The organism is Cryobacterium sp. TMT1-62, from assembly GCF_004403145.1.
GTDB classification, from domain to species: domain Bacteria; phylum Actinomycetota; class Actinomycetes; order Actinomycetales; family Microbacteriaceae; genus Cryobacterium; species Cryobacterium sandaracinum.
Window position 1 is genome coordinate 18,636 of the sequence record NZ_SOGZ01000016.1, and the last position, 19,465, is coordinate 38,100.

The 19,465-nt window shown below is 68.7% G+C and carries 20 protein-coding genes and 1 riboswitch; of the genes, 13 read left to right on the forward strand and 7 right to left on the reverse strand.

Annotated elements, in window-relative coordinates:
• Positions 1 to 55: 55 nt before the first annotated feature.
• Both E3T34_RS03755 and E3T34_RS03760 read right to left on the reverse strand, forming a co-directional pair.
• On the reverse strand, positions 56 to 475 hold the full coding sequence (locus tag E3T34_RS03755; protein ID WP_104100180.1) for a GreA/GreB family elongation factor: 420 nt from the start codon (positions 473 to 475) through the stop codon (positions 56 to 58).
• Positions 476 to 581: 106 nt separating this feature from the next.
• Entirely contained in the window at positions 582 to 2,177 is a 1,596-nt protein-coding gene (locus E3T34_RS03760) for an amino acid permease (RefSeq protein WP_104100179.1), read from the reverse strand.
• 119 nt (positions 2,178 to 2,296) lie between these two features.
• On the opposite strand from E3T34_RS03760, the gene E3T34_RS03765 reads away from it, so the two are divergent.
• The 8 genes from E3T34_RS03765 to E3T34_RS03800 all read left to right on the forward strand — a co-directional run bounded on the left by E3T34_RS03765 (position 2,297) and on the right by E3T34_RS03800 (position 11,016).
• Entirely contained in the window at positions 2,297 to 5,212 is a 2,916-nt protein-coding gene (locus tag E3T34_RS03765; RefSeq protein WP_134342225.1) for a Na+/H+ antiporter subunit A, read from the forward strand.
• Positions 5,209 to 5,697 (forward strand): sodium:proton antiporter, encoded by a 489-nt coding sequence (locus E3T34_RS03770; RefSeq protein ID WP_104100177.1) that lies wholly within the window; start codon positions 5,209 to 5,211, stop codon positions 5,695 to 5,697. The genes E3T34_RS03765 and E3T34_RS03770 overlap by 4 nt, the downstream gene beginning before the upstream one ends.
• Entirely contained in the window at positions 5,694 to 7,253 is a 1,560-nt protein-coding gene (locus E3T34_RS03775) for a Na+/H+ antiporter subunit D (RefSeq protein ID WP_104100176.1), read from the forward strand. Before E3T34_RS03770 ends, E3T34_RS03775 begins: the two co-directional genes overlap by 4 nt.
• Complete coding sequence (locus E3T34_RS03780; protein WP_134342226.1) at positions 7,250 to 7,876, forward strand: Na+/H+ antiporter subunit E; 627 nt, start codon at positions 7,250 to 7,252, stop codon at positions 7,874 to 7,876. Before E3T34_RS03775 ends, E3T34_RS03780 begins: the two co-directional genes overlap by 4 nt.
• Positions 7,876 to 8,139 carry a monovalent cation/H+ antiporter complex subunit F gene (locus E3T34_RS03785; protein WP_134342227.1) on the forward strand — a complete coding sequence of 88 codons (264 nt, stop codon included), beginning with the start codon at positions 7,876 to 7,878 and terminating at the stop codon, positions 8,137 to 8,139. Before E3T34_RS03780 ends, E3T34_RS03785 begins: the two co-directional genes overlap by 1 nt.
• On the forward strand, positions 8,136 to 8,474 hold the full coding sequence (mnhG, locus tag E3T34_RS03790; RefSeq protein WP_104100173.1) for a monovalent cation/H(+) antiporter subunit G: 339 nt from the start codon (positions 8,136 to 8,138) through the stop codon (positions 8,472 to 8,474). Before E3T34_RS03785 ends, mnhG begins: the two co-directional genes overlap by 4 nt.
• A 6-nt stretch (positions 8,475 to 8,480) precedes the next feature.
• Positions 8,481 to 8,570: riboswitch (ZMP/ZTP riboswitch) on the forward strand.
• A gap of 42 nt (positions 8,571 to 8,612) precedes the next feature.
• The gene (gene glyA, locus E3T34_RS03795; RefSeq protein WP_104100172.1) at positions 8,613 to 9,911 is read left to right on the forward strand and encodes a serine hydroxymethyltransferase; all 1,299 of its coding nucleotides are present in this window, start codon (positions 8,613 to 8,615) and stop codon (positions 9,909 to 9,911) included.
• 220 nt (positions 9,912 to 10,131) lie between these two features.
• Positions 10,132 to 11,016 (forward strand): bifunctional methylenetetrahydrofolate dehydrogenase/methenyltetrahydrofolate cyclohydrolase, encoded by an 885-nt coding sequence (locus E3T34_RS03800; RefSeq protein ID WP_104100171.1) that lies wholly within the window; start codon positions 10,132 to 10,134, stop codon positions 11,014 to 11,016.
• Positions 11,017 to 11,188: 172 nt separating this feature from the next.
• Here E3T34_RS03800 and E3T34_RS03805 read toward each other — a convergent pair whose 3' ends face one another.
• Positions 11,189 to 11,737, reverse strand: a complete 549-nt coding sequence (locus E3T34_RS03805) for a gamma carbonic anhydrase family protein (RefSeq protein WP_104100170.1) — start codon at positions 11,735 to 11,737, stop codon at positions 11,189 to 11,191.
• Between the two features lie 49 nt (positions 11,738 to 11,786).
• Here E3T34_RS03805 and E3T34_RS03810 point away from each other — a divergent pair, with 49 nt between their 5' ends.
• Entirely contained in the window at positions 11,787 to 12,263 is a 477-nt protein-coding gene (locus E3T34_RS03810) for a YbaK/EbsC family protein (RefSeq protein ID WP_104100169.1), read from the forward strand.
• Positions 12,264 to 12,462: 199 nt separating this feature from the next.
• Complete coding sequence (locus E3T34_RS03815) at positions 12,463 to 13,359, forward strand: ABC transporter substrate-binding protein (RefSeq protein WP_104100168.1); 897 nt, start codon at positions 12,463 to 12,465, stop codon at positions 13,357 to 13,359.
• A gap of 178 nt (positions 13,360 to 13,537) precedes the next feature.
• On the opposite strand, the gene galK is transcribed toward E3T34_RS03815, so the two are convergent.
• Together galK and galT are read right to left on the reverse strand one after the other, a co-directional pair.
• On the reverse strand, positions 13,538 to 14,698 hold the full coding sequence (gene galK, locus E3T34_RS03820; RefSeq protein WP_104100167.1) for a galactokinase: 1,161 nt from the start codon (positions 14,696 to 14,698) through the stop codon (positions 13,538 to 13,540).
• Positions 14,695 to 15,909: a galactose-1-phosphate uridylyltransferase gene (galT, locus tag E3T34_RS03825; RefSeq protein WP_104100199.1), complete on the reverse strand. Its 1,215-nt coding sequence runs from the start codon at positions 15,907 to 15,909 to the stop codon at positions 14,695 to 14,697. The genes galK and galT overlap by 4 nt, the downstream gene beginning before the upstream one ends.
• A gap of 84 nt (positions 15,910 to 15,993) precedes the next feature.
• Here galT and E3T34_RS03830 point away from each other — a divergent pair, with 84 nt between their 5' ends.
• From E3T34_RS03830 to E3T34_RS16345, 3 genes are read left to right on the forward strand one after another with little or no spacing between them, the layout of a single operon-like run.
• Positions 15,994 to 16,899 carry a DeoR/GlpR family DNA-binding transcription regulator gene (locus E3T34_RS03830; RefSeq protein WP_104100166.1) on the forward strand — a complete coding sequence of 302 codons (906 nt, stop codon included), beginning with the start codon at positions 15,994 to 15,996 and terminating at the stop codon, positions 16,897 to 16,899.
• A 9-nt stretch (positions 16,900 to 16,908) separates the two neighbouring features.
• A complete protein-coding gene (locus E3T34_RS03835) occupies positions 16,909 to 17,580 on the forward strand; it encodes a hypothetical protein (protein ID WP_241977331.1) in 672 nt (223 codons plus the stop codon).
• Positions 17,534 to 17,890: a hypothetical protein gene (locus E3T34_RS16345; RefSeq protein ID WP_241977332.1), complete on the forward strand. Its 357-nt coding sequence runs from the start codon at positions 17,534 to 17,536 to the stop codon at positions 17,888 to 17,890. The genes E3T34_RS03835 and E3T34_RS16345 overlap by 47 nt, the downstream gene beginning before the upstream one ends.
• An 88-nt stretch (positions 17,891 to 17,978) precedes the next feature.
• Here E3T34_RS16345 and E3T34_RS03840 read toward each other — a convergent pair whose 3' ends face one another.
• Positions 17,979 to 19,031 (reverse strand): APC family permease, encoded by a 1,053-nt coding sequence (locus tag E3T34_RS03840; RefSeq protein WP_233191281.1) that lies wholly within the window; start codon positions 19,029 to 19,031, stop codon positions 17,979 to 17,981.
• A complete protein-coding gene (locus E3T34_RS16350; protein ID WP_233191279.1) occupies positions 19,028 to 19,435 on the reverse strand; it encodes a hypothetical protein in 408 nt (135 codons plus the stop codon). Before E3T34_RS16350 ends, E3T34_RS03840 begins: the two co-directional genes overlap by 4 nt.
• Between the last annotated feature and the right edge of the window lie 30 nt (positions 19,436 to 19,465).

Sequence of the window (19,465 nt, forward strand, 5' to 3'; positions counted from 1 at the left end):
TGAGACGACACGATTGCGGGGCGCGGAAGCATCCGCACCCCTCAATCGTGTCGGTTCACCGGCCGCCGGTGTACGGGACCGCTGCGAGGATCTCGATCTGAATGCTGACGTTGGTCGGCGTCGTGTACGCGACGGTGTCGCCGACGTGGGTTCCAATGATGGCCTGGCCGATCGGTGACGAGGGGGAGTACACGTCTACCTTCACCTCAGGGTCGAGGGAGACAAGTTCACGCTCGCCAAGGAGGAACACGGTCGCCCGGGTGTCGCCGGAGAGCATCGCGGTGATCCTCATCCCGGGCTCGACCAGGCCGTCGTCCGGTTTGACCGAGGCCTCGGCCTGGCGGAGGGTCGTGCGCAGCTCCCGGATTCGCTCGGACGTGGCCGCGTTCGGGGTGGGGTCGCTGCCCAGCACAGCGAGTTCCTCGATCAGGAGGGCGAGCGAGCGGGGTGGCAGCCACACCGATTCGGTGGTCATAGAGTTCTCCGTAAATCGCGAGGCAATCTGCCGCGCAGTGATCAATCGGCCATGCTAGCCGCCCCGGCTCCACGCATGGGGGAATCGGCGATCGGTGGCGTGGCGGCTACTCCTCGCGGTCGGTGTCCTTCCGGTCGGCGCCCCGCAGCTGGTCCGACAGCGGGCGGCTGGGAAGGATCGGCACCTGGCCGGTGAACCCCTCGCGGGCGCTCGCGATCTCGAGAATGCGGCCGCGGCAGGCGTACCAGCCCACGATCAGCAGCGGGATGATGATCACGAGCGAGCTGATCGTGAGCGTGCCGACCGGCCAGTCGAAGGCCATCAGCACGAGCACGGCGACGAGGAAGACCAGGCTGGCGTACCCCGAATACGGTGCTCCGAACATCCGGAACGCCGGTCGCCGCAGGATGCCGAGCTTCGACCAGGCGTGCAGGCGCAGCTGGCAGAGCACGATCATGCCCCAGGCGCTGATGATGCCGATGGCGGCCATGTTCAGCACGATCTCGAAGGCCTTGTCGGGCACGACGGCGTTCAGGGCGACGCCCAGCAGGGTGACCACGCCGGTGAGCAGGATGCCGCCGAACGGCACACCCGTGCGGCTCACCTTGCCGGCGAAGCGCGGCGCCGATCCCGCCAGCGCCATCGACCGCAGGATGCGCCCGGTCGAGTACAGGCCCGCGTTGAGCGAGGACAGGGCCGCGGTGAGCACAACCAGGTTCATGATCACGTCGACGCCGCCGACGCCGATCGTGCCGAAGAACGTCACGAACGGGCTCTCGCCGGCCTTGTACGCGGTGTAGGGCAGCAGCAGGGAGAGCAGCAGGATCGAGCCCACGTAGAAGACGGCGATGCGGATGATGACGGTGTTGATCGCCTTCGGCATCACCTTCTCCGGGTTCTGGGTCTCCCCGGCGGTCGTGCCGACCAGCTCGATCGAGGCGTAGGCGAAGATGACGCCCTGCACCACGAGAACGGATGCGATCAGCCCGTTCGGCAGCCAGCCCCCGTTGTCCCCGATCAGGCTGAAGCCCGTCTCCTGGCCGGGGATCGGCGTGCCGAAAATGACCATCCAGGTGCCGACCAGCAGGAAGGCCACGATGGCGAGCACCTTGATCAGCGCGAACCAGAACTCGAGTTCGCCGAACACGCTCACTGACAGAAGGTTCAGGGAGAGAACGACGGCGAGGGCGGCGAGCGCGTACAGCCACTGCGGCACATCACCGAAAGGTGCCCAGTACTTCGCGAAGAAGTTCATGTACAGCGCCACGGCCGTGACGTCGACGATGGCGGTCATCACCCAGTTCAGCCAGTACAGCCAACCGGTGACGAACGCCGTCTTCTCGCCGAAGAACTCGCGGGCGTAGGAGACGAACGAGCCCGACGAGGGGCGGTGCAGCACGAGTTCGCCGAGCGCGCGCAGGATCAGGAACGCAAAGAAACCGCAGATCGCGTACACGAAGACGAGGGAGGGCCCGGCGATGGCCAGGCGTCCGCCTGCCCCGAGGAACAGACCGGTGCCAATGGCCCCGCCGATGGCGATCATCTGCACCTGGCGGGCCTTGAGGCCCTTGTGCAGCCCCTCATCCTCGTGCACATTGAGGGCGTCCGAGATGTGCTCGAACGGCGTCTCCACGCCACGACCGTGGTACTCGGGATGGTCAGGTTTAAGGGGGAGTTGTGGTCCCCGGCTTGCACGCGTCATGGGGCTCTTCCGATAGATCCGGTTTTGGCCAACCCTAGCCGCCCGCGCACGGGGCCGGCGTCCACGGCCTCCGGTAGACTGAATCCGACATTCTGACTTCACGAGAGCCGGGAGGCCGCATGGCGACAATCCTCCTGACGTTTGCTGCCCTGTCCGCGCTCACCCCGATCCTCACGCGGTGGCTCTCGCTGCGTGTTTTCTACGTCATCGCATTGCTCCCCGCGACCGTCTTCGGCTATACCCTCACCCAGACCCGGGCCGTGTCGACCGGCGGAGCGATCACCGAGAGCGTCCCGTGGATTCCCGCGTTGGGTATCTCGCTCTCGTTCCGCGTCGACACCCTCGCCTGGCTGCTCGCCCTCGTCGTGACCGGGGTCGGCGCGCTCGTGCTGGTCTACTGCGCCCGCTACTTCAGCGCCGACGAGCCGGCGCTCGGGCGCTTCGCCGCGGTCCTGCTGGCGTTCGCCGGCGCGATGTACGGCCTGGTGACATCCGACGACATCGTCGTCATGTTCATCTTCTGGGAGATCACGAGCGTGCTCTCCTACATTTTGATCGGGCATTACACGTTCAAACGGGCGAGCCGCGGCGCCGCCCTGCAGGCGTTGCTGGTGACCACCTTCGGCGGGTTGATCATGCTGATCGGGGTCGTCATCCTCGCGGTGGAGGCCGGAACCACGTCGCTCGCAGCGATCGTCGCCGACCCCGTCACCGGCCCGGCTACCACCTGGTCGGTGCTGCTCATCCTGGTCGGCGCGCTGTCTAAGTCCGCGCTCGTGCCCTTCCACTTCTGGCTGCCGGCCGCGATGGCGGCGCCCACCCCGGTGAGCGCCTACCTGCACGCGGCCGCGATGGTCAAGGCCGGCATCTACCTGGTGGCGCGCCTCGCCCCTGGCTATGCCGACACGCCGGGCTGGATGCCGGTGCTCGTCACCCTCGGCGTCGTCACCATGCTGGTCGGCGCGTGGCGTTCGCTGCGCCAGTACGACCTCAAGCTGGTGCTCGCCTACGGCACGGTCAGCCAGCTCGGGTTCCTGATGGTCGTCGTCGGCTTCGGCACCCGGGACGCCGCGCTCGCCGGGGTGGCATTGCTCCTCGCCCACGCCCTCTACAAGTCGGCGCTGTTCCTGACCGTCGGCATCATCGACCACCGGGCCGGCACCCGCGACTGGCGACAGCTCTCCGGCGTGGGGCGCAACGCGCCCGTGCTGGCCGTGATCGCCCTGCTATCGGTCGCATCTATGGCCGGTATCCCGCCGCTGCTCGGCTTCGTCGCCAAGGAGTCCGTGTTCACGGCATTCCTCGAGGCAGGCCTGGCCGGCGACGGATGGGGCTGGGTGGCCCTGGTCGGCACCGTGGTCGGCTCCGTGCTGACGGTCGCCTACAGCGCCCGCTTCTTCTGGGGTGCCTTCGGCACCCGGGTCAGCCTCGCAGACACCGCCCTGCACCCCGCCCGCTGGGACTTCCAGCTGGCGCCGGGACTGCTCGCCGTGGCCACCCTCCTGCTCGGCCCCCTCGTCTTCCTGCTCGACCCGGTGCTGGTCTCCTACGCCGACACCGTTCCCGGCGGCGGCGACTACCACCTCGCGCTCTGGCACGGCTTCGAACCGGCGCTCGCCCTGAGTGCCGTTGTTCTCCTGCTCGGCGCCGTGCTGTTCTGGAAGCGGCCGGGCGTGGCCCGGCTGCAGGGCACGGTGCCGGCCTACATCGACGCCGGTCAGGGCTACGGCTCCACCGTGCGCGGCATCGACCGGGCCGCGGCGCGCATCACCCACTTCGCCCAGCAGGGCGGGTTGCCGCAGTACCTGTCCACCATCCTCGTCGTCTTCGTGCTGGCCCTGGGCTGCGCGGCCTTCGTCAACCGCAGCTGGCCTGAGGAGGTCGTGCTCTGGGACTACCCGGGCCAGGTCGTGATCGCCCTCATCATGGGCGTCGCGGCGGTGATGGCGGCTCGCGTCGGTGAGCGCATCACTGCCGTGCTGCTGGCCGGCGTCACGGGCTACGGCCTCGTCGCGTTCTTCGCCTTCCACGGCGCTCCCGACCTGGCCCTGACGCAGGCCCTGGTCGAGACGATGACCATCGTCGTCTTCGTGCTGGTGCTGCGCCGGCTGCCGCAGAAGATCGCCCAGCACAGCCGGCCGATGCACCGGCGGCGGCGCGTGCTGATCGGCGTGCTGGTGGGCGCCGTGATGGGCACCATCGGCGTGATCGCGCTCGGTGCACGGGAGGCCCCAAGCATCGCGGCGGAGCTTCCGCGCCTCGCGGTCGAGGAGGGGCACGGACGCAACATCGTGAACGTGATGCTCGTGGACATCCGTGCCTGGGACACGATGGGTGAGATCTCCGTGCTGATCGTGGTGGCCACCGGCGTCGCCAGCCTCCTCTTCGTCTCGGGCCGCAACGCGGTCGTGCCCCGGCTGCGCGATTCCCGCAAACGCCGGTCGCTGCCGCACCGTCGCAAGGTCGTCGCCGACCCGGCCGCGTCCTCCGAGGGGCATGCGGTCACTCGCCAGTCCTGGCTCCTGGCCGGCCGTACGGTTGCCGAGAAGGACCGGTCGATCATGCTCGAGGTGCTCGTGCGGCTGCTGTTCTACCCGGCCATGATCGTCTCCGTCTACCTGCTCTTCGCCGGCCACAACGCTCCCGGCGGCGGCTTCGCCGGTGGCCTGATCGCCGGGCTGGCGCTCGTCTCCCGCTACCTCGCGGGAGGCCGCTACGAGCTGGGCGAGGCGGTACCCGTCGATCCGGGCAAGATCCTCGGGCTCGGCATCGTGCTGGCGGTCGGGATGGCCGTGGTCTCGCTCTTCTTCAGCGGCATCCCGCTGGAATCCGCCTACTTCGAAACCACGGTACCCGTGCTCGGCCCCCTCTCTTTCGGCACCTCCACCATCTTCGACATCGGCGTGTACCTGGTCGTGGTCGGTCTCGTGTTGGACATCCTGCGCAGCCTCGGCAGCGAAGTCGATCGACAGCAGGAAGCCGGCGAGACCGAGCCGCACCCGCAGTCCGAGCAGGGCGCGGTGGTAGCCGGATGAGCGCCTCCCTCACCCTCGTGATCGTGATGGCGGTCCTGTACGCCGCCGGCGTCTACGTGATGCTGGAGCGCAGTCTCACCCGGGTGCTGATCGGATTCCTGCTGGTGGGCAACGCCACGAACCTGCTGATCTTCATCATGAGCGGCCGCCCCGGCAACGCGCCCATCGTCACCGGCACGGCCGCCGACGCTGCGATGGTCGACCCGGTGCCCCAGGTGCTCATGCTCACCGCCATCGTGATCAACTTCGGCATCACGGCGCTCATCCTCGCGCTGATCTACCGGTCCTGGTGGCTGGCCCGGCTGGGCGACGAGGGGGACACGGTCACCGACGAGCATGCGGCCGAGACCGTGGCAAGCACGGAGGAGTCCTTCCGCTCGGTCACCGAGGACGAGGCAGCCAGCCAGGAAGACCTCGACGCGAGCGAGCGCGAGAGCGAGCTCGGTGCCCCTGCCAACGCGCCGGACAAGGGGATGAAGCTATGAATCTCCTCGTGCCTCTGGTCGTCACCATCCCGCTGCTCGGAAGCGCTCTGACCCTCGCCCTCGGCCGCCGTCGCCCCCAGCAGATCGTGGTCAGCGTGATCGCCCTGACGCTGGTGGCGTTTATCGGCGCGGTCCTGCTGGTGCAGGTCGATCAGACCGGCCCCGCCGTCGTGCACGTGGGCGGCTGGGATGCGCCGTGGGGCATCGTGCTCGTCGTCGACCGGCTCTCGGCGATCATGCTTCTGGTCTCCGCGCTGATGCTGCTCGGCGTGCTCCTGTTCGCCGTGGGGCAGGGCATCGTCGACGGAGACCGGGAAACCCCGGTTTCGATCTTCCATCCCACCTATCTCGTGCTGGCGGCCGGGCTGTTCAACGCGTTCATCGCGGGGGACCTGTTCAACCTCTACGTTGGTTTCGAGATGCTGCTCTCGGCTAGTTACGTGCTGTTGACGCTCGGCGGAACGGGTGCGCGCATCCGTGTCGGTGTCACCTACATCGTGGTGAGCCTGGTCTCCTCCATCCTGTTCCTCAGCGCGATCGCCCTGATCTATGGGGCCACGGGCACCGTCACCATGGCGCTCATCTCCGAGCGGGTGGCGGACCTCCCGCCGGACGTGCAGCTGATCCTCAACCTGCTGCTCCTGCTGGCCTTCTGCGTGAAGGCCGCCGTGTTTCCGCTGTCGTTCTGGTTGCCCGACTCCTATCCCACGGCCCCGGCGCCGGTCACTGCGGTGTTCGCGGGGCTGCTCACGAAGGTCGGAATCTACGCGATCATCCGCACCCAGACCCTGCTCTTCCCCGAGAGCCCGCTGTCGGTGCCGCTGATGGTGGTGGCGTTGCTGACCCTGATCGTGGGCATCCTCGGGGCGCTCGCGCAGGCGGACATCAAGCGGCTGCTGTCGTTCACGCTGGTGAGCCACATCGGCTACATGATCTTCGGCATCGCGATGGGCACGCCGCTGGCGATCGCGGCCACCATCTTCTACGTCGTGCACCACATCACGGTGCAGACGACCCTCTTCCTCTGCGCGGGGCTGATCGAGCGGGTGGGCGGCACCACCTCGCTGGCCCGGCTCGGCGGACTGTTGACGGCGGCGCCGTTCGTGGCCTTCCTGTTCTTCGTTGGGGCGCTCAACCTCGGCGGCATCCCGCCGTTCTCGGGCTTCCTCGGCAAGATCGCCCTCTTCCAGGCCGGCGCGGACATCGCCGAACCGGTGACCTACATCCTGATGGGCGCCGGCGCCGCCACCTCGCTGCTCACGCTCTACGCCCTGGCCCGCGTCTGGAACATCGCGTTCTGGCGGGGGGCCGGCGAGGTCGAGGACTACGAGTCGCCGATGCTCGATGCGCTCCTGGACGACCCGGACGACGAGGGCACGGTCACGACGCGCACCATCTCGCCGCTGATGACCGGCGCGACGACGGCGCTGCTGCTGCTGACCGTCTCACTCACCGTGTTCGCCGGGCCGGTGTTCGCGTTCACCACCCGCGCGGCGGCCAACATCGAGAACCCGGCCACGTACATCGACGCCGTCTTCCCGAACGGCACGCCATGAGCACCCCGAAGCAGCGCCTCGTCGCCATCGCCAACCAGGCGCCGCTGTTCCTGGGGCTCGTGCTGCTGTGGATGCTGCTCTGGGGCTCGTTCTCCTGGCTCAACCTGCTCACCGGCACGCTGCTGGCCACCCTCGTCTCCGTGGGCTTCTACCTACCGGCCGTGGAGCTGGGTTTGCGCCTTAACCCGTGGTACGCCGTGCTCTACCTGATCCGGCTCGGGTTCGACATCGTCCGGGGCTCGCTGCAGGTGGCCGTCCTCGCGCTCTCCCCGCGCTACACACCCAGCAACGCGATCGTGGCGGTGCACCTGCGCACCCGCAGCGACTTCATCCTGACGCTGACCGGGGTGTCGACGTCCATCGTTCCCGGGGCGATCGTGGTCGATGTGGACCGAGTGCAGTCCACCCTCTATCTGCACGTGCTGAACGTGGCGCATCCGGAACAGGTGGAGCGGTTCCGGAACGGCGTGCTGGCCGAGGAGCGCCGGATCGTGATGGCCCTCGGGTCCCGGGAAGACGTGGAACGGCTCCACCGGGTGAGCGGCGAGGACCGGAGTGAGAAAGACCAGCGCGCACGCGACCAGCATGCGAAGGAGAAACTGAAGCGGGGAGGAACCGCCTGATGCACATCGTTGCCGTCATTGCCGGGGTGCTGTTCGGGGCCGGTGCCCTGTGCGCCCTCTATCGAATCGTGCGGGGACCGACCGTGCTGGACCGGGTGATCGCCTCGGATGTCCTGGTCGCGACCGTGATCTGCGCCATGGGTGCGGAGATGGCATTCAACCGGCACACCGACACGCTGCCGGTGCTGCTGGTCCTCGCCCTCTTCGCGGTGCTCGGCTCGCTGAGCATCGCCCGCTTCCTGCCCGTGCGGGACACCGAATGACCGACGAACTGCGCGACGTGATCTCGGCTGTCCTGGTGCTCGCCGGGGCCGTGATGTGCTTCGCGGCCGGAATCGGCGTCATCCGTTTCCCCGACGTACTATCGCGGCTGCACGCCGCCACCAAACCGCAGATCTTCGGCCTCATGGCGATCACGGCCGACGTCGCTCTGAACAACTTTACCGTGGGCACCGTCACCCTCGTCATGGCCATCGTCGTGTTCCAGGCGTTGACCGCCCCGGTCGCAGCGCACATGGTGGGCCGGGCCGCCTATGACACCCACCATGTGCGTGTCGATGTGCTCATAATCGATGAGCTCGGTACCCGGCCCGAATGATAAGATCGTCTCTGTCGCGACTGGCGTAGCACGAAAGATGGGTCACCATCGGGGAGCGACTGACACGGTTAGTGACCGCACGCCTGGGCCACGACGATTGATCATCACGTCGTTAAACAAGAAGTCTGAGGAGACCCCGTGCCCGAATCCGTGCCATCCACCGTTCTGCGGTCCACATTCAACGAGCCCCTTGAGGTCGTCGACCCCGAGATCGCCGCCGTTCTCGAGCAGGAGCTCGGACGCCAGCGCGACTACCTCGAGATGATCGCCAGCGAGAACTTCGTGCCGCGCGCTGTGCTGCAGTCGCAGGGCTCCGTGCTCACCAACAAGTACGCCGAGGGTTACCCGGGACGCCGCTACTACGGCGGCTGCGAGTACGTGGACGTCGCCGAACAGCTCGCCATCGACCGGGCCAAGTCCCTCTTCGGCGCCGCGTACGCCAACGTGCAGCCGCACTCCGGCGCCACCGCGAACGCCGCCGTGCTCTCGGCCATCGCGACGCCCGGCGACACCATCCTCGGTCTGGAACTTGCCCACGGCGGCCATCTCACCCACGGCATGAAGCTCAACTTCTCCGGCAAGCTCTACAATCCCGTCGCCTACGGCGTCGACCCGACCACCTTCCTGGTCGACATGGACGTCGTGCGCGAGACGGCACTCGAGACCAAGCCCAAGGTCATCATCGCCGGCTGGTCCGCCTACCCGCGCCACCTCGACTTCGAGGCCTTTCGCAGCATCGCCGACGAGGTCGGCGCCCTGCTCTGGGTCGACATGGCCCACTTCGCCGGACTCGTCGCCGCCGGCCTGCACCCGTCGCCGGTTCCCTACGCGGATGTCGTGTCCACCACCGTGCACAAGACCCTCGCCGGTCCCCGCTCCGGTCTGATCCTCTCGCGCGACATGGCGCTGGCGAAGAAGCTCAACTCCAACGTGTTCCCCGGCCAGCAGGGCGGCCCGCTGATGCACGTGATCGCCGCCAAGGCGACCGCGTTCAAGCTCGCGGCCGAGCCCGAGTTCAAGGAACGTCAGGAGCGCACCCTGCGCGGTGCCAGCATCCTCGCCGACCGTCTGATGGCGGATGATTCGCGCGCCGGCGGCGTCGACGTGCTCACCGGCGGCACCGACGTGCACCTCGTGCTCGCGGACCTCCGCAACTCGCCGATCAACGGACAGCAGGCCGAGGACGCCCTGCACGCGGTCGGCATCACGGTCAACCGCAACTCGGTGCCGTTCGACCCGCGCCCGCCGATGGTCACCAGCGGCCTGCGCATCGGAACCCCTGCCCTGGCCACCCGTGGCTTCGGCGATGAGGAGTTCACGGTCGTCGCCGACGTCATCGCCGAGGCGCTCAAGCCCGACGCCGACATCGAGGGCCTCCGCGCCCGCGTCAAGGTGCTTACCGAGGCCTTCCCGCTGTACCCCGGTCTGCAGCAGTAACGTCCGCCGCGCACCCGGCCGCCCTCGACCCGGGTGTCAACGCCGCAGGCTCCGCACCCTGGCGTACGGCCTGTGAACGATTTCGACGGAGATTTTGCTGCGAAAGCCCGCTGAAGGCATCCGTCACCGGCGTGTTGCCCAAAATCCCCGTCGGATTCGCACGCGCCTTCGGCACCTGCGCACCTGCAAACGTCAGAATGACCGACTGAATGGATCCACAATGACGGCAATAACCCTCGACGGAGTCACGACCGCCTCCGTGGTCAAGACCGAGCTCATCGACCGGATCGCGGAGCTGCGCGCGCACGGGATCGTGCCCGGGCTCGGCACGCTCCTGGTCGGCGATGACCCGGGCTCGCGCTCGTATGTCGCGGGCAAGCACCGCGACTGCGCCGAGGTCGGCATTGAATCGATCCGGGTCGACCTGCCCGCGTCGGCGACCAGCGCCGATGTGCGCGCCGCAATCGCCGACCTGAACTCCGCCCGCGAGGTGACCGGCTACATTATTCAGCTGCCGCTGCCGGTCGGCCACAACGACAACGCCATGCTCGAACTGATCGACCCGTCGAAGGATGCCGACGGCCTGCATCCGACGAACCTCGGCCGCTTGGTGCTCGGCATCGAGGGCGAGCTGGACTCGCCGCTGCCCTGCACTCCGGCCGGCATCGTCGAGCTGCTGCGCCGCTACGACGTGCCGATCGTCGGCCAGCGCGTCGTCGTCGTCGGGCGCGGCCTCACCGTCGGGCGCCCGCTCGGACTGCTGTTCACCCGCAAGGGTCTGGATGCCACCGTCACCCTGACGCACTCCCGCACGGTAGACCTGCCCGGCGAGGTGCGGCGCGCCGACATCGTCGTGGCCGCCGTCGGCGTGCCGCACCTGATCCAGGCGGACTGGGTGAAGCCCGGCGCCGCCGTGCTCGACGTGGGCATCACCCGGGTGACCGACCCGATCACCGGCAAGGGCACCCTGACCGGTGACGTGCACCCGGGTGTCGCGAACGTCGCCGGCTTCCTGTCCCCGAATCCGCGCGGCGTCGGCCCGATGACCCGTGCCATGCTGCTGTGCAACGTGGTGAAGGCAGCCGAGCTGTCGCTCAGCAGGTAGTCGGGCGCCACGGGCGGTCGCCTCGTAACGGTCGCCTCTCGGGGCTCGCGCAGGTGGCCGTGCGGGCGAGGCTCGGTGGTACCGCCGTCGCGGCGCACGCTGTGGAAGCCGGCGCACGGTATTCCCTGCGCCGTGAGCCGTAGCCCGCGCCGCGACCGTGAGGCAGACCGGCTCAGCGCTGCGGCAGCGCCGTCACCGAGGCGTGCAGGGCGCAGTGACGCAGATACTCCGCTGCGTTGTGGCCGAGGCCGGCCACCTCCTCATCCGTCAGGGGCCGCCGCACCTTGGCGGGAACGCCGGCGACCAGCGATCTGGGCGGGATGACGGTGCCCTCGAGCACGACGGCTCCGGCGGCGACGAGGGACCCGGAACCGACGACGGCGCCGTTCAGCACCGTCGCCATCATGCCGATCAGCGAGCCGTCCTCGACCGTGCAGCCGTGCAGCACTGCCCCGTGCCCGACGGACACATTCCGGCCGACGATCAGCGGGAATCCGTGGTCCACGTGGCAGGAGACGTTGTCCTGCAGGTTGGAGCCGGGGCCGATCCGGATGGGTTCCGCCTCGGCGCGCAGCACGGCGTTGTACCAGACGCTGGCGTGTTCGGCCAGGGTGACGTTGCCGACGACCACGGCGCCCGGGGCGACGTAGGCGGTCTCGGCCACGACCGGTCCGGGTCGGTCGGGCAGGGTGATGATGCGGGCGGCGCTGTCGGCAGTCATACGCGTCAGCCTATCGGGCTGCCTCGCGTGCAGGCTCTAGGATTTCGGCATGGTCAATTCCGCGCATCCGTCCGTCGATCGGGTTCGGGAGGCTCTCCGCGCCCACGGCCTGGACCCGGAAATTCGCTGGTTCGACGATGCGGCCACAACCGCCGCCGCCGCCGCGGAGGCGCTCGGTATTTCGCGCGGCGCCATCGCGAATTCGCTCGTCTTCACCCTCGATGGTGAGCCGTTGCTCGTGCTCACCTCGGGGGCTCACCGGGTCGATGCGGCGTGGCTGGGGGACAGACTGGGCGGCACGATCGGACGTGCCTCGAAGGATGTCGTCAGGCAGGCCACCGGTCAGGTGATCGGCGGGGTCGCGCCGCTGGGACATCCGTCGCCACTGCGCACCCTGGTCGACGTCGCCCTCGCCGAATTCCCGGTCGTCTGGGCGGCTGCGGGCCACGCGCACACCGTGTTCCCGACCACGTTCGACGAACTCGTGCGAATCACCGGCGGCGAGCCCACCGCCGTCTCGCCCTAGATCCCGACGGCCTGATCTCCGCCACTCGCGCACCGCCGGGCCGGGAGAATGGCTCCCTCGCCGGTGGGCAAAGTCACAGTTCGGCGGCGTACGGCGACGGATGCCCGGCACGTCCCGGGCGCGACCGGCACTGAACATAGACTCGGCAGAGTTGCACCTCTGATCACTTCGATGGCGAAAAATTCACAAAGGATGCTCAATGCGCGCTCGACATGCTCTCCCGGCCCTGGCCGCCGTGGCCGCCCTCCTGCTTACCGCCTGCGTGGACAACTCCACTCCGACGACTGGCGTCACGGAGGGATCCGCGGCCGAGGTGGTGACCACCGACGAGGAGGCCGCCGCGCTCCTCCCGGAAACGACCGCGACCCCGGGCAAGCTCGTCTTCGGCACCAGCCCGAATTACGCGCCGAACGAGTTCAAAAACGACGCCGGTGAACCGATCGGCTGGGCGATCGACCTGAGTGATGCGATCGCCGCCAAGCTCGGGCTCGAGGCCCAGTACACGGTGGCCAAATTCGAGAACATCATCCCGAATGTCGTCGGCGGCAAGATCGACGTCGGCATGTCGTCCTTCACCGACACGGCGGAGCGTGAAAAGCAAGTCGATTTCGTGAACTACTACCTCGCAGGCATCCAGTGGGCCTCGCCCGCGGGCACGACCGTCGACCCCGACGATGCGTGCGGACTCAAGGTCGCCGTGCAGTCCACGACCTACCAGGACACCGTCGAGATCCCGGCGAAGAGTGACGCCTGCGTCGCCGCCGGCAAACCGCCGATCCAGAAGATCCCCCTCGACACGCAGGATGCCGCGGCGAATGCCGTCGCGCTGGGCCAGGCCGACGCTTTCAGCGCCGACTCCCCGGTCACCCTCTACGGGATCGCACAGTTGACGGGCAAGCTGCAGACCGCGGGAGAGACGTTTGAGGCGGCACCATACGGTATGGCCGTGCAGAAGGATTCCGGGATGGCCGAGGCCGTGCAGGCTGCGCTGCAGTCGCTGGTCGACGACGGCACCTACGAGGCGATTCTGGACGACTGGGGGGTCGTCGACGGCGGCCTCGACACGATCACACTCAACGCCGGCGCGAGGGGCTAGGCACGTCGCCGCCGCTGGGCGCCGCCTCGACCCCGGGCACCGGTTTCGGCCGTCGCGTGCGTGGCTAACTCAGGAGATCCCCGCCGAACCTCGTTCGCACCCGCACAGGTCTGTGGATGCGCACGGGCGGCGGCACGACTTCTCCTGAATTAGCCACGTGGGGCGAGTTCCCGCTGTGTTATTGCTCCCGCGCCGCCCCGTCGGCCGCGCGCACCACGAACAGGTCCGGGGCCGCGAAGCCCCGGGCTGCGAACGCGGCCGTGACCGCCGCCGTAACCGCGGGGATCAGGGCGCGCGGGGTAAGGGCGATGGCGGCGCCGCCGAAGCCGCCGCCGGTCATCCGGGCGCCGATTGCCCCGGTGCCGCGCGCGGTCTCCACGGCGAGGTCGAGTTCGGGCACGGAAATCTCGAAGTCGTCCCGCATTGACAGGTGCGAGGCGTCCAGGAGGGCGCCGATCGCGGTCGGTCCCTGCTCGCGCAGGGTGCGCACGGTGTCCTGCACGCGCTGGTTCTCGGTGACCACGTGCCGCACCCGGCGGAACGTCTCGTCGTCGAGCACGTCGGCGGCCCGGCCGAGGTCGTCCACGGTGAGGTCGCGCAGGGAGGGGACCCCCAGCATCCGTGCACCCAGTTCGCAGGATGCCCGGCGCGAGGCATACCCGCCGGTCGAGTGCGCGTGGCTTACCCGCGTGTCGATGATCAGCAGGTCGAGGCCGGCCCCGTCGAAGCCGAGCGGGATCACCTCGGCCTCGAGGGTGCGGCAGTCCAGGAAGACGGCGGAGTCGGCCTCGCCCAGCAGGGACGCGGACTGGTCCATGATGCCGGTGGGAGCCCCGACGGCCCGGTTCTCGGCCAGCTGGCCCACCCGGGCGAGCATGCGCCGGTCGAGTCCGAGCTGCCAGAGGTCGTTCAGGGCCACGGCAACCGCACTCTCGATCGCGGCGGAGGACGACAGTCCGGCCCCGATCGGCACGTCAGAGTCGATGAACACGTCAAATCCGGGCCGGGTGGCCAGGTCGGCGCCGAACTGGCCGAGGGCCCAGGCCACGCCGAGCGGGTACGCCGACCAGCCGGCCAGGTTCTCCGGAGTCAGGTCGTCAAGGGAGAGCTCCACCGTTTCCGCGGCGAACGAGCTCGCCACCCGCAGCTGGCGGTCGCCGCGCAGGCCGAGCCCGACGAGCGTGCGCCGGTTGATCGCGAAGGGAAACACGAACCCGTCGTTGTAGTCGGTGTGCTCGCCGATCAGGTTGACGCGGCCGGGGGCCGACCAGAGTCCGGCCGGGGCCGCGTCGAAGCGGCTCGTGAAGCCATCCGTCACGGTCTGGATGAGATCGGTCATGCGTGGGCCTGCCTTTCGAGTGTGGTGCTGCTAGCGGGAACGGATGCCGCGGCGCCGGCCGCCGCTTCGGTCGCGTCCGTCCCGGCGGAGCGTTCGACCGCGCGGCGAATGTTGTCGGCCGCCTGCTCGGGCGTGACGTCTCCGATCCAGGCGCCCATGGCGGCCTCCGACCCGGCCAGGAACTTCAGTCTGTCTGCGGCCCGGCGAGGACTCGTCACCTGCAGCATCAGCCGGATCTCGTCGCGGCGCACCGAGACCGGGGCCTGGTGCCAGGCCGCGATATACGGCGTCGGGGTGTCGTAGAGGGCATCGATGCCGCGCAACAGCCGCCGGAAGAGCACGGCGAGCTCATCGCGCTCAGCCAGGCTGGTCGCCGCGAAGTCGGGCACGTGCCGGTGCGGCAGCATGTGCACCTCGATGGGCCAGCGCGCGGCGAACGGCACGAAGGCGGTCCAGTGCTCGCCGGTCAGAATGACCCGGCCCCCGGCCTGCTCGCTGGCGAGGATGTCCGCGAACAGGTTTGGTCCGTACTGGTCGAGGGAGGCGATCACGCGCTGGGTGCGCGGCGTGACGTAGGGGTAGGAGTAGATCTGGCCGTGCGGGTGGTGCAGCGTGACGCCGATCGCCTCGCCGCAGTTTTCAAACGGGAAGACCTGTTCCACGCCGGGTAGCTGTGACAGGGCGTACGTGCGCTCGGCCCAGGCCTCGATCACCGTGCGGGAGCGCACGACCGACAGGCTCGCGAACGAGCCCTCGTTCTCGGGGCTGAAGCAGACGACCTCGCAGCGGCCGACCGAGGTGCGGACGCGGTTCAGTCCGATGGTGTTCAGGTCGTCGAGCCCGGCGGGGGCGTCGGCGTCGGTGAGGAGGGGCCCGAACGAGGGCGACTTGTTCTCGAACACGGCCACGTCGTAGTTGCTGGGCACCTCTGACGGGTTCCCCGGCGTCGACGGGGCGAGCGGGTCCAAGTGTGCGGGCGGCAGGAACACGCGGTTCTGGCGGGCGGCGGCGATCGAGACCCATTCGCCGCTGAGCGGGTCCTGGCGCATCCGGGCGGTGGCCGGGCGCGGGTCGAGTTCGCGCAGGTCGGCCGCCCGATCCGGCGGCAGGCTGGACTGCGGGTCATCGAAGTAGATGAGGTCCCGGCCATCGGCGAGGGTGTGGCGGTGACGGATGATGCCGGTGTCGGCTACGAAGTCTGGTGTGTTCATGGCGAAAACAACGTTATCTGATTTGCACATGTGAAACCAGGTCTTTCAGGTTGATAACCAAAGTAAACTAAGTGAAGATTGGGTATGGCTTCTCGCGAATCGACCGAATCGACCGAATCGACCGAATCGACCGAATCGACCGAATCGACCGCCACGGCCGACCTCATCGACGTGAGCGACCGGCCCGGCGACCGCGACACGCTCCCGGCCCACCAGCGGCGGGAGCAGATCCAGCGCCTCGTCGGGGAGCGCGGTTTCGTACGAGTGCGCGAGTTGCGCGAGGCGTTCGGAGTGTCCGGCGTCACGGCGCGGGCCGACCTCGACGTGCTTGAGTCCGCCGGGACGGTGCAGCGCGTGCACGGCGGGGCGGTTCCGGCCGCGCCACTCAGCGGCCGCCCGCTGCGGGAGTTCTCCTTCGAGGAGGCCCTCGCGTCATCCGTGCTGCCCAAGCAGCAGATCGGCGTGCTCGCCGCGGCCCTCGTCACGAGCGGGCAGAGCATCCTCCTCGACGTCGGCACGACCACCCTCTCTATCGCCCACGCGCTGCTGGCCCGCACCGATCTGACCGACGTCGTCATCATCACGAACGGGCTCAGCATCGCCCTCGCCCTCGAGCCGGCCATCCCTCGGTTCACCGTGATCGTCACGGGCGGTTCGCTCCGCCCGCTGCAGCACTCCCTGGTCGAGCCACTCGCACGGACGGTGCTCAGCCAGGTTCACGCCGATTTGGCTTTCATCGGCTGCAACGGCGTCGATGCCGGCTACGGGGTCACGAACATCAACCTCCCCGAGGCTGGGGTCAAAACGCTCATGCTGGCCGCCGCGACCCGGGCGGTCGTCGTGGCCGACGCCTCCAAGCTCGGCCAGGTACACCTCGGGCAGGTCGGCCCGCTGCGCGCGTTCGACACCCTGGTGACGGATGCCGCGGCCGACGAGGTCATGCTCGCGCCCCTCCGCGAGGCCGGCCTGACCGTTCTGCAGCCGGAGTAGGTTGACACTATGCGCGCTGCAACGGGTTTCCAGTATGAGTTGAGGGTAGCCACGCCGAGTGGGCCTGCGCTGGCGATCGTCACCGAGGTGGCCGCCGGCCTCCGGCTGTATTCCGTGGACGGCATAGACCTCGTCGAGCCGTTCGCGGCCGAGGCCACCCCGCCGTGGGGCGCCGGCATCGTGCTGATGCCGTGGCCCAACCGCATCCGGGACGGCCTCTGGCGGCACCAGGGCGTCATGCAGCGGCTGCCGCTCACCGAGCCGGAACAGCAAAACGCGATCCACGGCCTGCTTCGGTATTCGTCCTATCGCATGCTCGACCGCAGCCCGAGTTCGGTCACTCTGGCCGCCACGGTCTTTCCGCAGGCCGGATACCCGTTCCTGCTCGACACGACCGTGCGGTATGCGCTCACCGACAACGGTCTTGCGGTCACCCACACGGTGCGGAACGTAGGCCGGGACGCGGCCCCGGTAGCGCTCGGCGCGCATCCGTACCCGAAGATCGGCGGCGTTCCCACCGAGGACCTCGTGCTCACGATCGCCGCGCACCCATATCGACGTCGACGACCGGCAAAACCCCGTCGGGGAATCTTCCGTCGTCGGCACCAGGTTCGACCTGCGCACGGGGTGCCGGGTGGGCGACGTCGATCTCGACGACGGCTTCGGCGGGGTGGGGCCTGAGGCTCCCGAGGTGCGGTCCGACGTGACCGGCGAGGAGTCCGGCACCGCCAGCGTGGCCTCCTTGACCGCGCCTGACGGCCGCAGCGTCACGATCTGGGGCGACCGGAACATCCGCAACGTTCAGGTCTTCACGCCGCGCAACTTCCCCTTCCCGGGGCCGGGCGGCCCGTTCCTGGGCCTGGCGGTGGCGATCGAGCCGATGACGGCCCCTGCGAATGCCTTCAATTCGGGCGCGGGGCTGCGCTGGGTCGAACCAGGGGAGTCGTGGTCTGTGCGCTGGGGCATCCGCCACCAGGGATTCCGCCTCTGACCCGGCATCACCGCGCCCATCACGGTCCGACGGGCAGAGAGACGGGGTGTCCGCCTCGCGGCGGTCACCCCGTTTCACGGCTTGCCGGCTACGAGAGGACGTCCTTGACCAGGGCCTCGTTCTCGGTGTGCGACCAGAGGGAGTGCAGGTAGCCGACGAGCAGGAGCACGAAGGGCAGGGACACGAGCACCCAGCCGATCGGGCTCAGGCACCACGATGACATCGTCGGGTCCACGCCCTTGGCCACCGTGCCGGAGAGGAGCCCGAAGCGGCTCATCAGCAGGTACTCGCCGAGGATCAGACCGATGGTGGCCAGCACCGGGGCGATGATGGTCTGGACCACGTTCTCGCTGCCCGCATTGCGGTGGAAGAACGCGATCACCGCGATGCAGACGAGGATCTCGATCAGCACGATCGCCACCACGGCGAGACCGCTGAACCAGTAGAACATGTTGAGCACCGGGTCGAGCCGGAAGACGGCGAAGGTGACGATGACGAGATCCGTGAGGACCGACGTGGCGAGGGAGGCGGTGCTCGGGGCGCCGCGACCGTTGACGTGGCTGAGCGGCGCGGGCAGCGCGCCGCCGCGGCCGAGGGCGAAGAGGTACCGGCTGGCCGCGTTCTGAAAGGCCAGCGGTCCGGCGAACAGGCTCGAGATCACCAGGACGCCCATCACGGTGGCCATCCACGGTGCCACGTACTGGGTCGCGAGGGAGAAGAGCACCGCGGCCGGGTCGGCCAGGGGAACCCCGTCGAGACTCGACAGCTCCACGGTCTTCTCGACGACCGAGGATGCACCCATTCCCGTGACCATGGCGAACGCCGTCAGGGCGAACAGCGCCGTGATCACTCCGACCGCCAGGTAGGTGGCGCGGGGGACCACCGTCTTCGGGTCCTTGGATTCCTCGCCGTAGATTGCGGTGGCCTCGAAGCTGATGAAGGACGCGAACGCGAAGGCGAACGCGATGCCCGCCGAGCCGGCCAGCCCGCCGGCGAGGATCGCGGCCGGGTCGAACGAGGCCCAGAAGTTCAGGCCCTCCGGCCCGCCGTCGGCCAGGATGGCGACCGAGGTGACGACCAGTGCCAGGAGTTCGAGCAGCATCAGCACGCCGAGCACCTTGGCGCCGACGTCCACTCTCACCAGGGGAGCAGGCCGACCTGGGCGCCGAGCAGTCCGCCGAAGAACCCGTAGATCGCGAGCTGGATGGCGAGGTAGGCGAGGATCGAGACGAAGGCCGACGCGCTGCCGAGCTGGTGGCCGAGGCCTCGGCCGATATAGGCGAAGAAGGCTCCGGCATTGGTGACGCGCTGGCTCATCGCGGCATAGCCGACGCTGAACAGCAGCAGGGTGACGCCCACCACGAGGTAGGCGCCCGGGGCGGCCGCGCCGTTACCGAGAACGATCGCGACCGGGACCGCACCGGTCATGCCCACGAGCGGTGCGGCCACCGCGACCACGAAGAAGACGATGCCGATCACACCGAGGCGTCCCGTGCGTAGGGTGGTCCGGAAGTCGGACTGAGGGGTACTGCGAGTGGTCGTCATGGGTTTACTCCTCATTGAGTTGACGAGTGA

Bases quoted from the DNA above. Each gene is read 5' to 3' on its own strand.
- E3T34_RS03755 (WP_104100180.1), bottom strand. From the start codon at position 475: ATGACCACCGAATCGGTGTGGCTGCCACCCCGCTCGCTCGCCCTCCTG.
- E3T34_RS03760 (WP_104100179.1), bottom strand. From the start codon at position 2,177: ATGACGCGTGCAAGCCGGGGACCACAACTCCCCCTTAAACCTGACCAT.
- E3T34_RS03765 (WP_134342225.1), top strand. From the start codon at position 2,297: ATGGCGACAATCCTCCTGACGTTTGCTGCCCTGTCCGCGCTCACCCCG.
- E3T34_RS03770 (WP_104100177.1), top strand. From the start codon at position 5,209: ATGAGCGCCTCCCTCACCCTCGTGATCGTGATGGCGGTCCTGTACGCC.
- E3T34_RS03775 (WP_104100176.1), top strand. From the start codon at position 5,694: ATGAATCTCCTCGTGCCTCTGGTCGTCACCATCCCGCTGCTCGGAAGC.
- E3T34_RS03780 (WP_134342226.1), top strand. From the start codon at position 7,250: ATGAGCACCCCGAAGCAGCGCCTCGTCGCCATCGCCAACCAGGCGCCG.
- E3T34_RS03785 (WP_134342227.1), top strand. From the start codon at position 7,876: ATGCACATCGTTGCCGTCATTGCCGGGGTGCTGTTCGGGGCCGGTGCC.
- mnhG (WP_104100173.1), top strand. From the start codon at position 8,136: ATGACCGACGAACTGCGCGACGTGATCTCGGCTGTCCTGGTGCTCGCC.
- E3T34_RS03800 (WP_104100171.1), top strand. From the start codon at position 10,132: ATGACGGCAATAACCCTCGACGGAGTCACGACCGCCTCCGTGGTCAAG.
- E3T34_RS03805 (WP_104100170.1), bottom strand. From the start codon at position 11,737: ATGACTGCCGACAGCGCCGCCCGCATCATCACCCTGCCCGACCGACCC.
- E3T34_RS03810 (WP_104100169.1), top strand. From the start codon at position 11,787: ATGGTCAATTCCGCGCATCCGTCCGTCGATCGGGTTCGGGAGGCTCTC.
- E3T34_RS03815 (WP_104100168.1), top strand. From the start codon at position 12,463: ATGCGCGCTCGACATGCTCTCCCGGCCCTGGCCGCCGTGGCCGCCCTC.
- galK (WP_104100167.1), bottom strand. From the start codon at position 14,698: ATGACCGATCTCATCCAGACCGTGACGGATGGCTTCACGAGCCGCTTC.
- galT (WP_104100199.1), bottom strand. From the start codon at position 15,909: ATGAACACACCAGACTTCGTAGCCGACACCGGCATCATCCGTCACCGC.
- E3T34_RS03830 (WP_104100166.1), top strand. From the start codon at position 15,994: ATGGCTTCTCGCGAATCGACCGAATCGACCGAATCGACCGAATCGACC.
- E3T34_RS03835 (WP_241977331.1), top strand. From the start codon at position 16,909: ATGCGCGCTGCAACGGGTTTCCAGTATGAGTTGAGGGTAGCCACGCCG.
- E3T34_RS16350 (WP_233191279.1), bottom strand. From the start codon at position 19,435: ATGACGACCACTCGCAGTACCCCTCAGTCCGACTTCCGGACCACCCTA.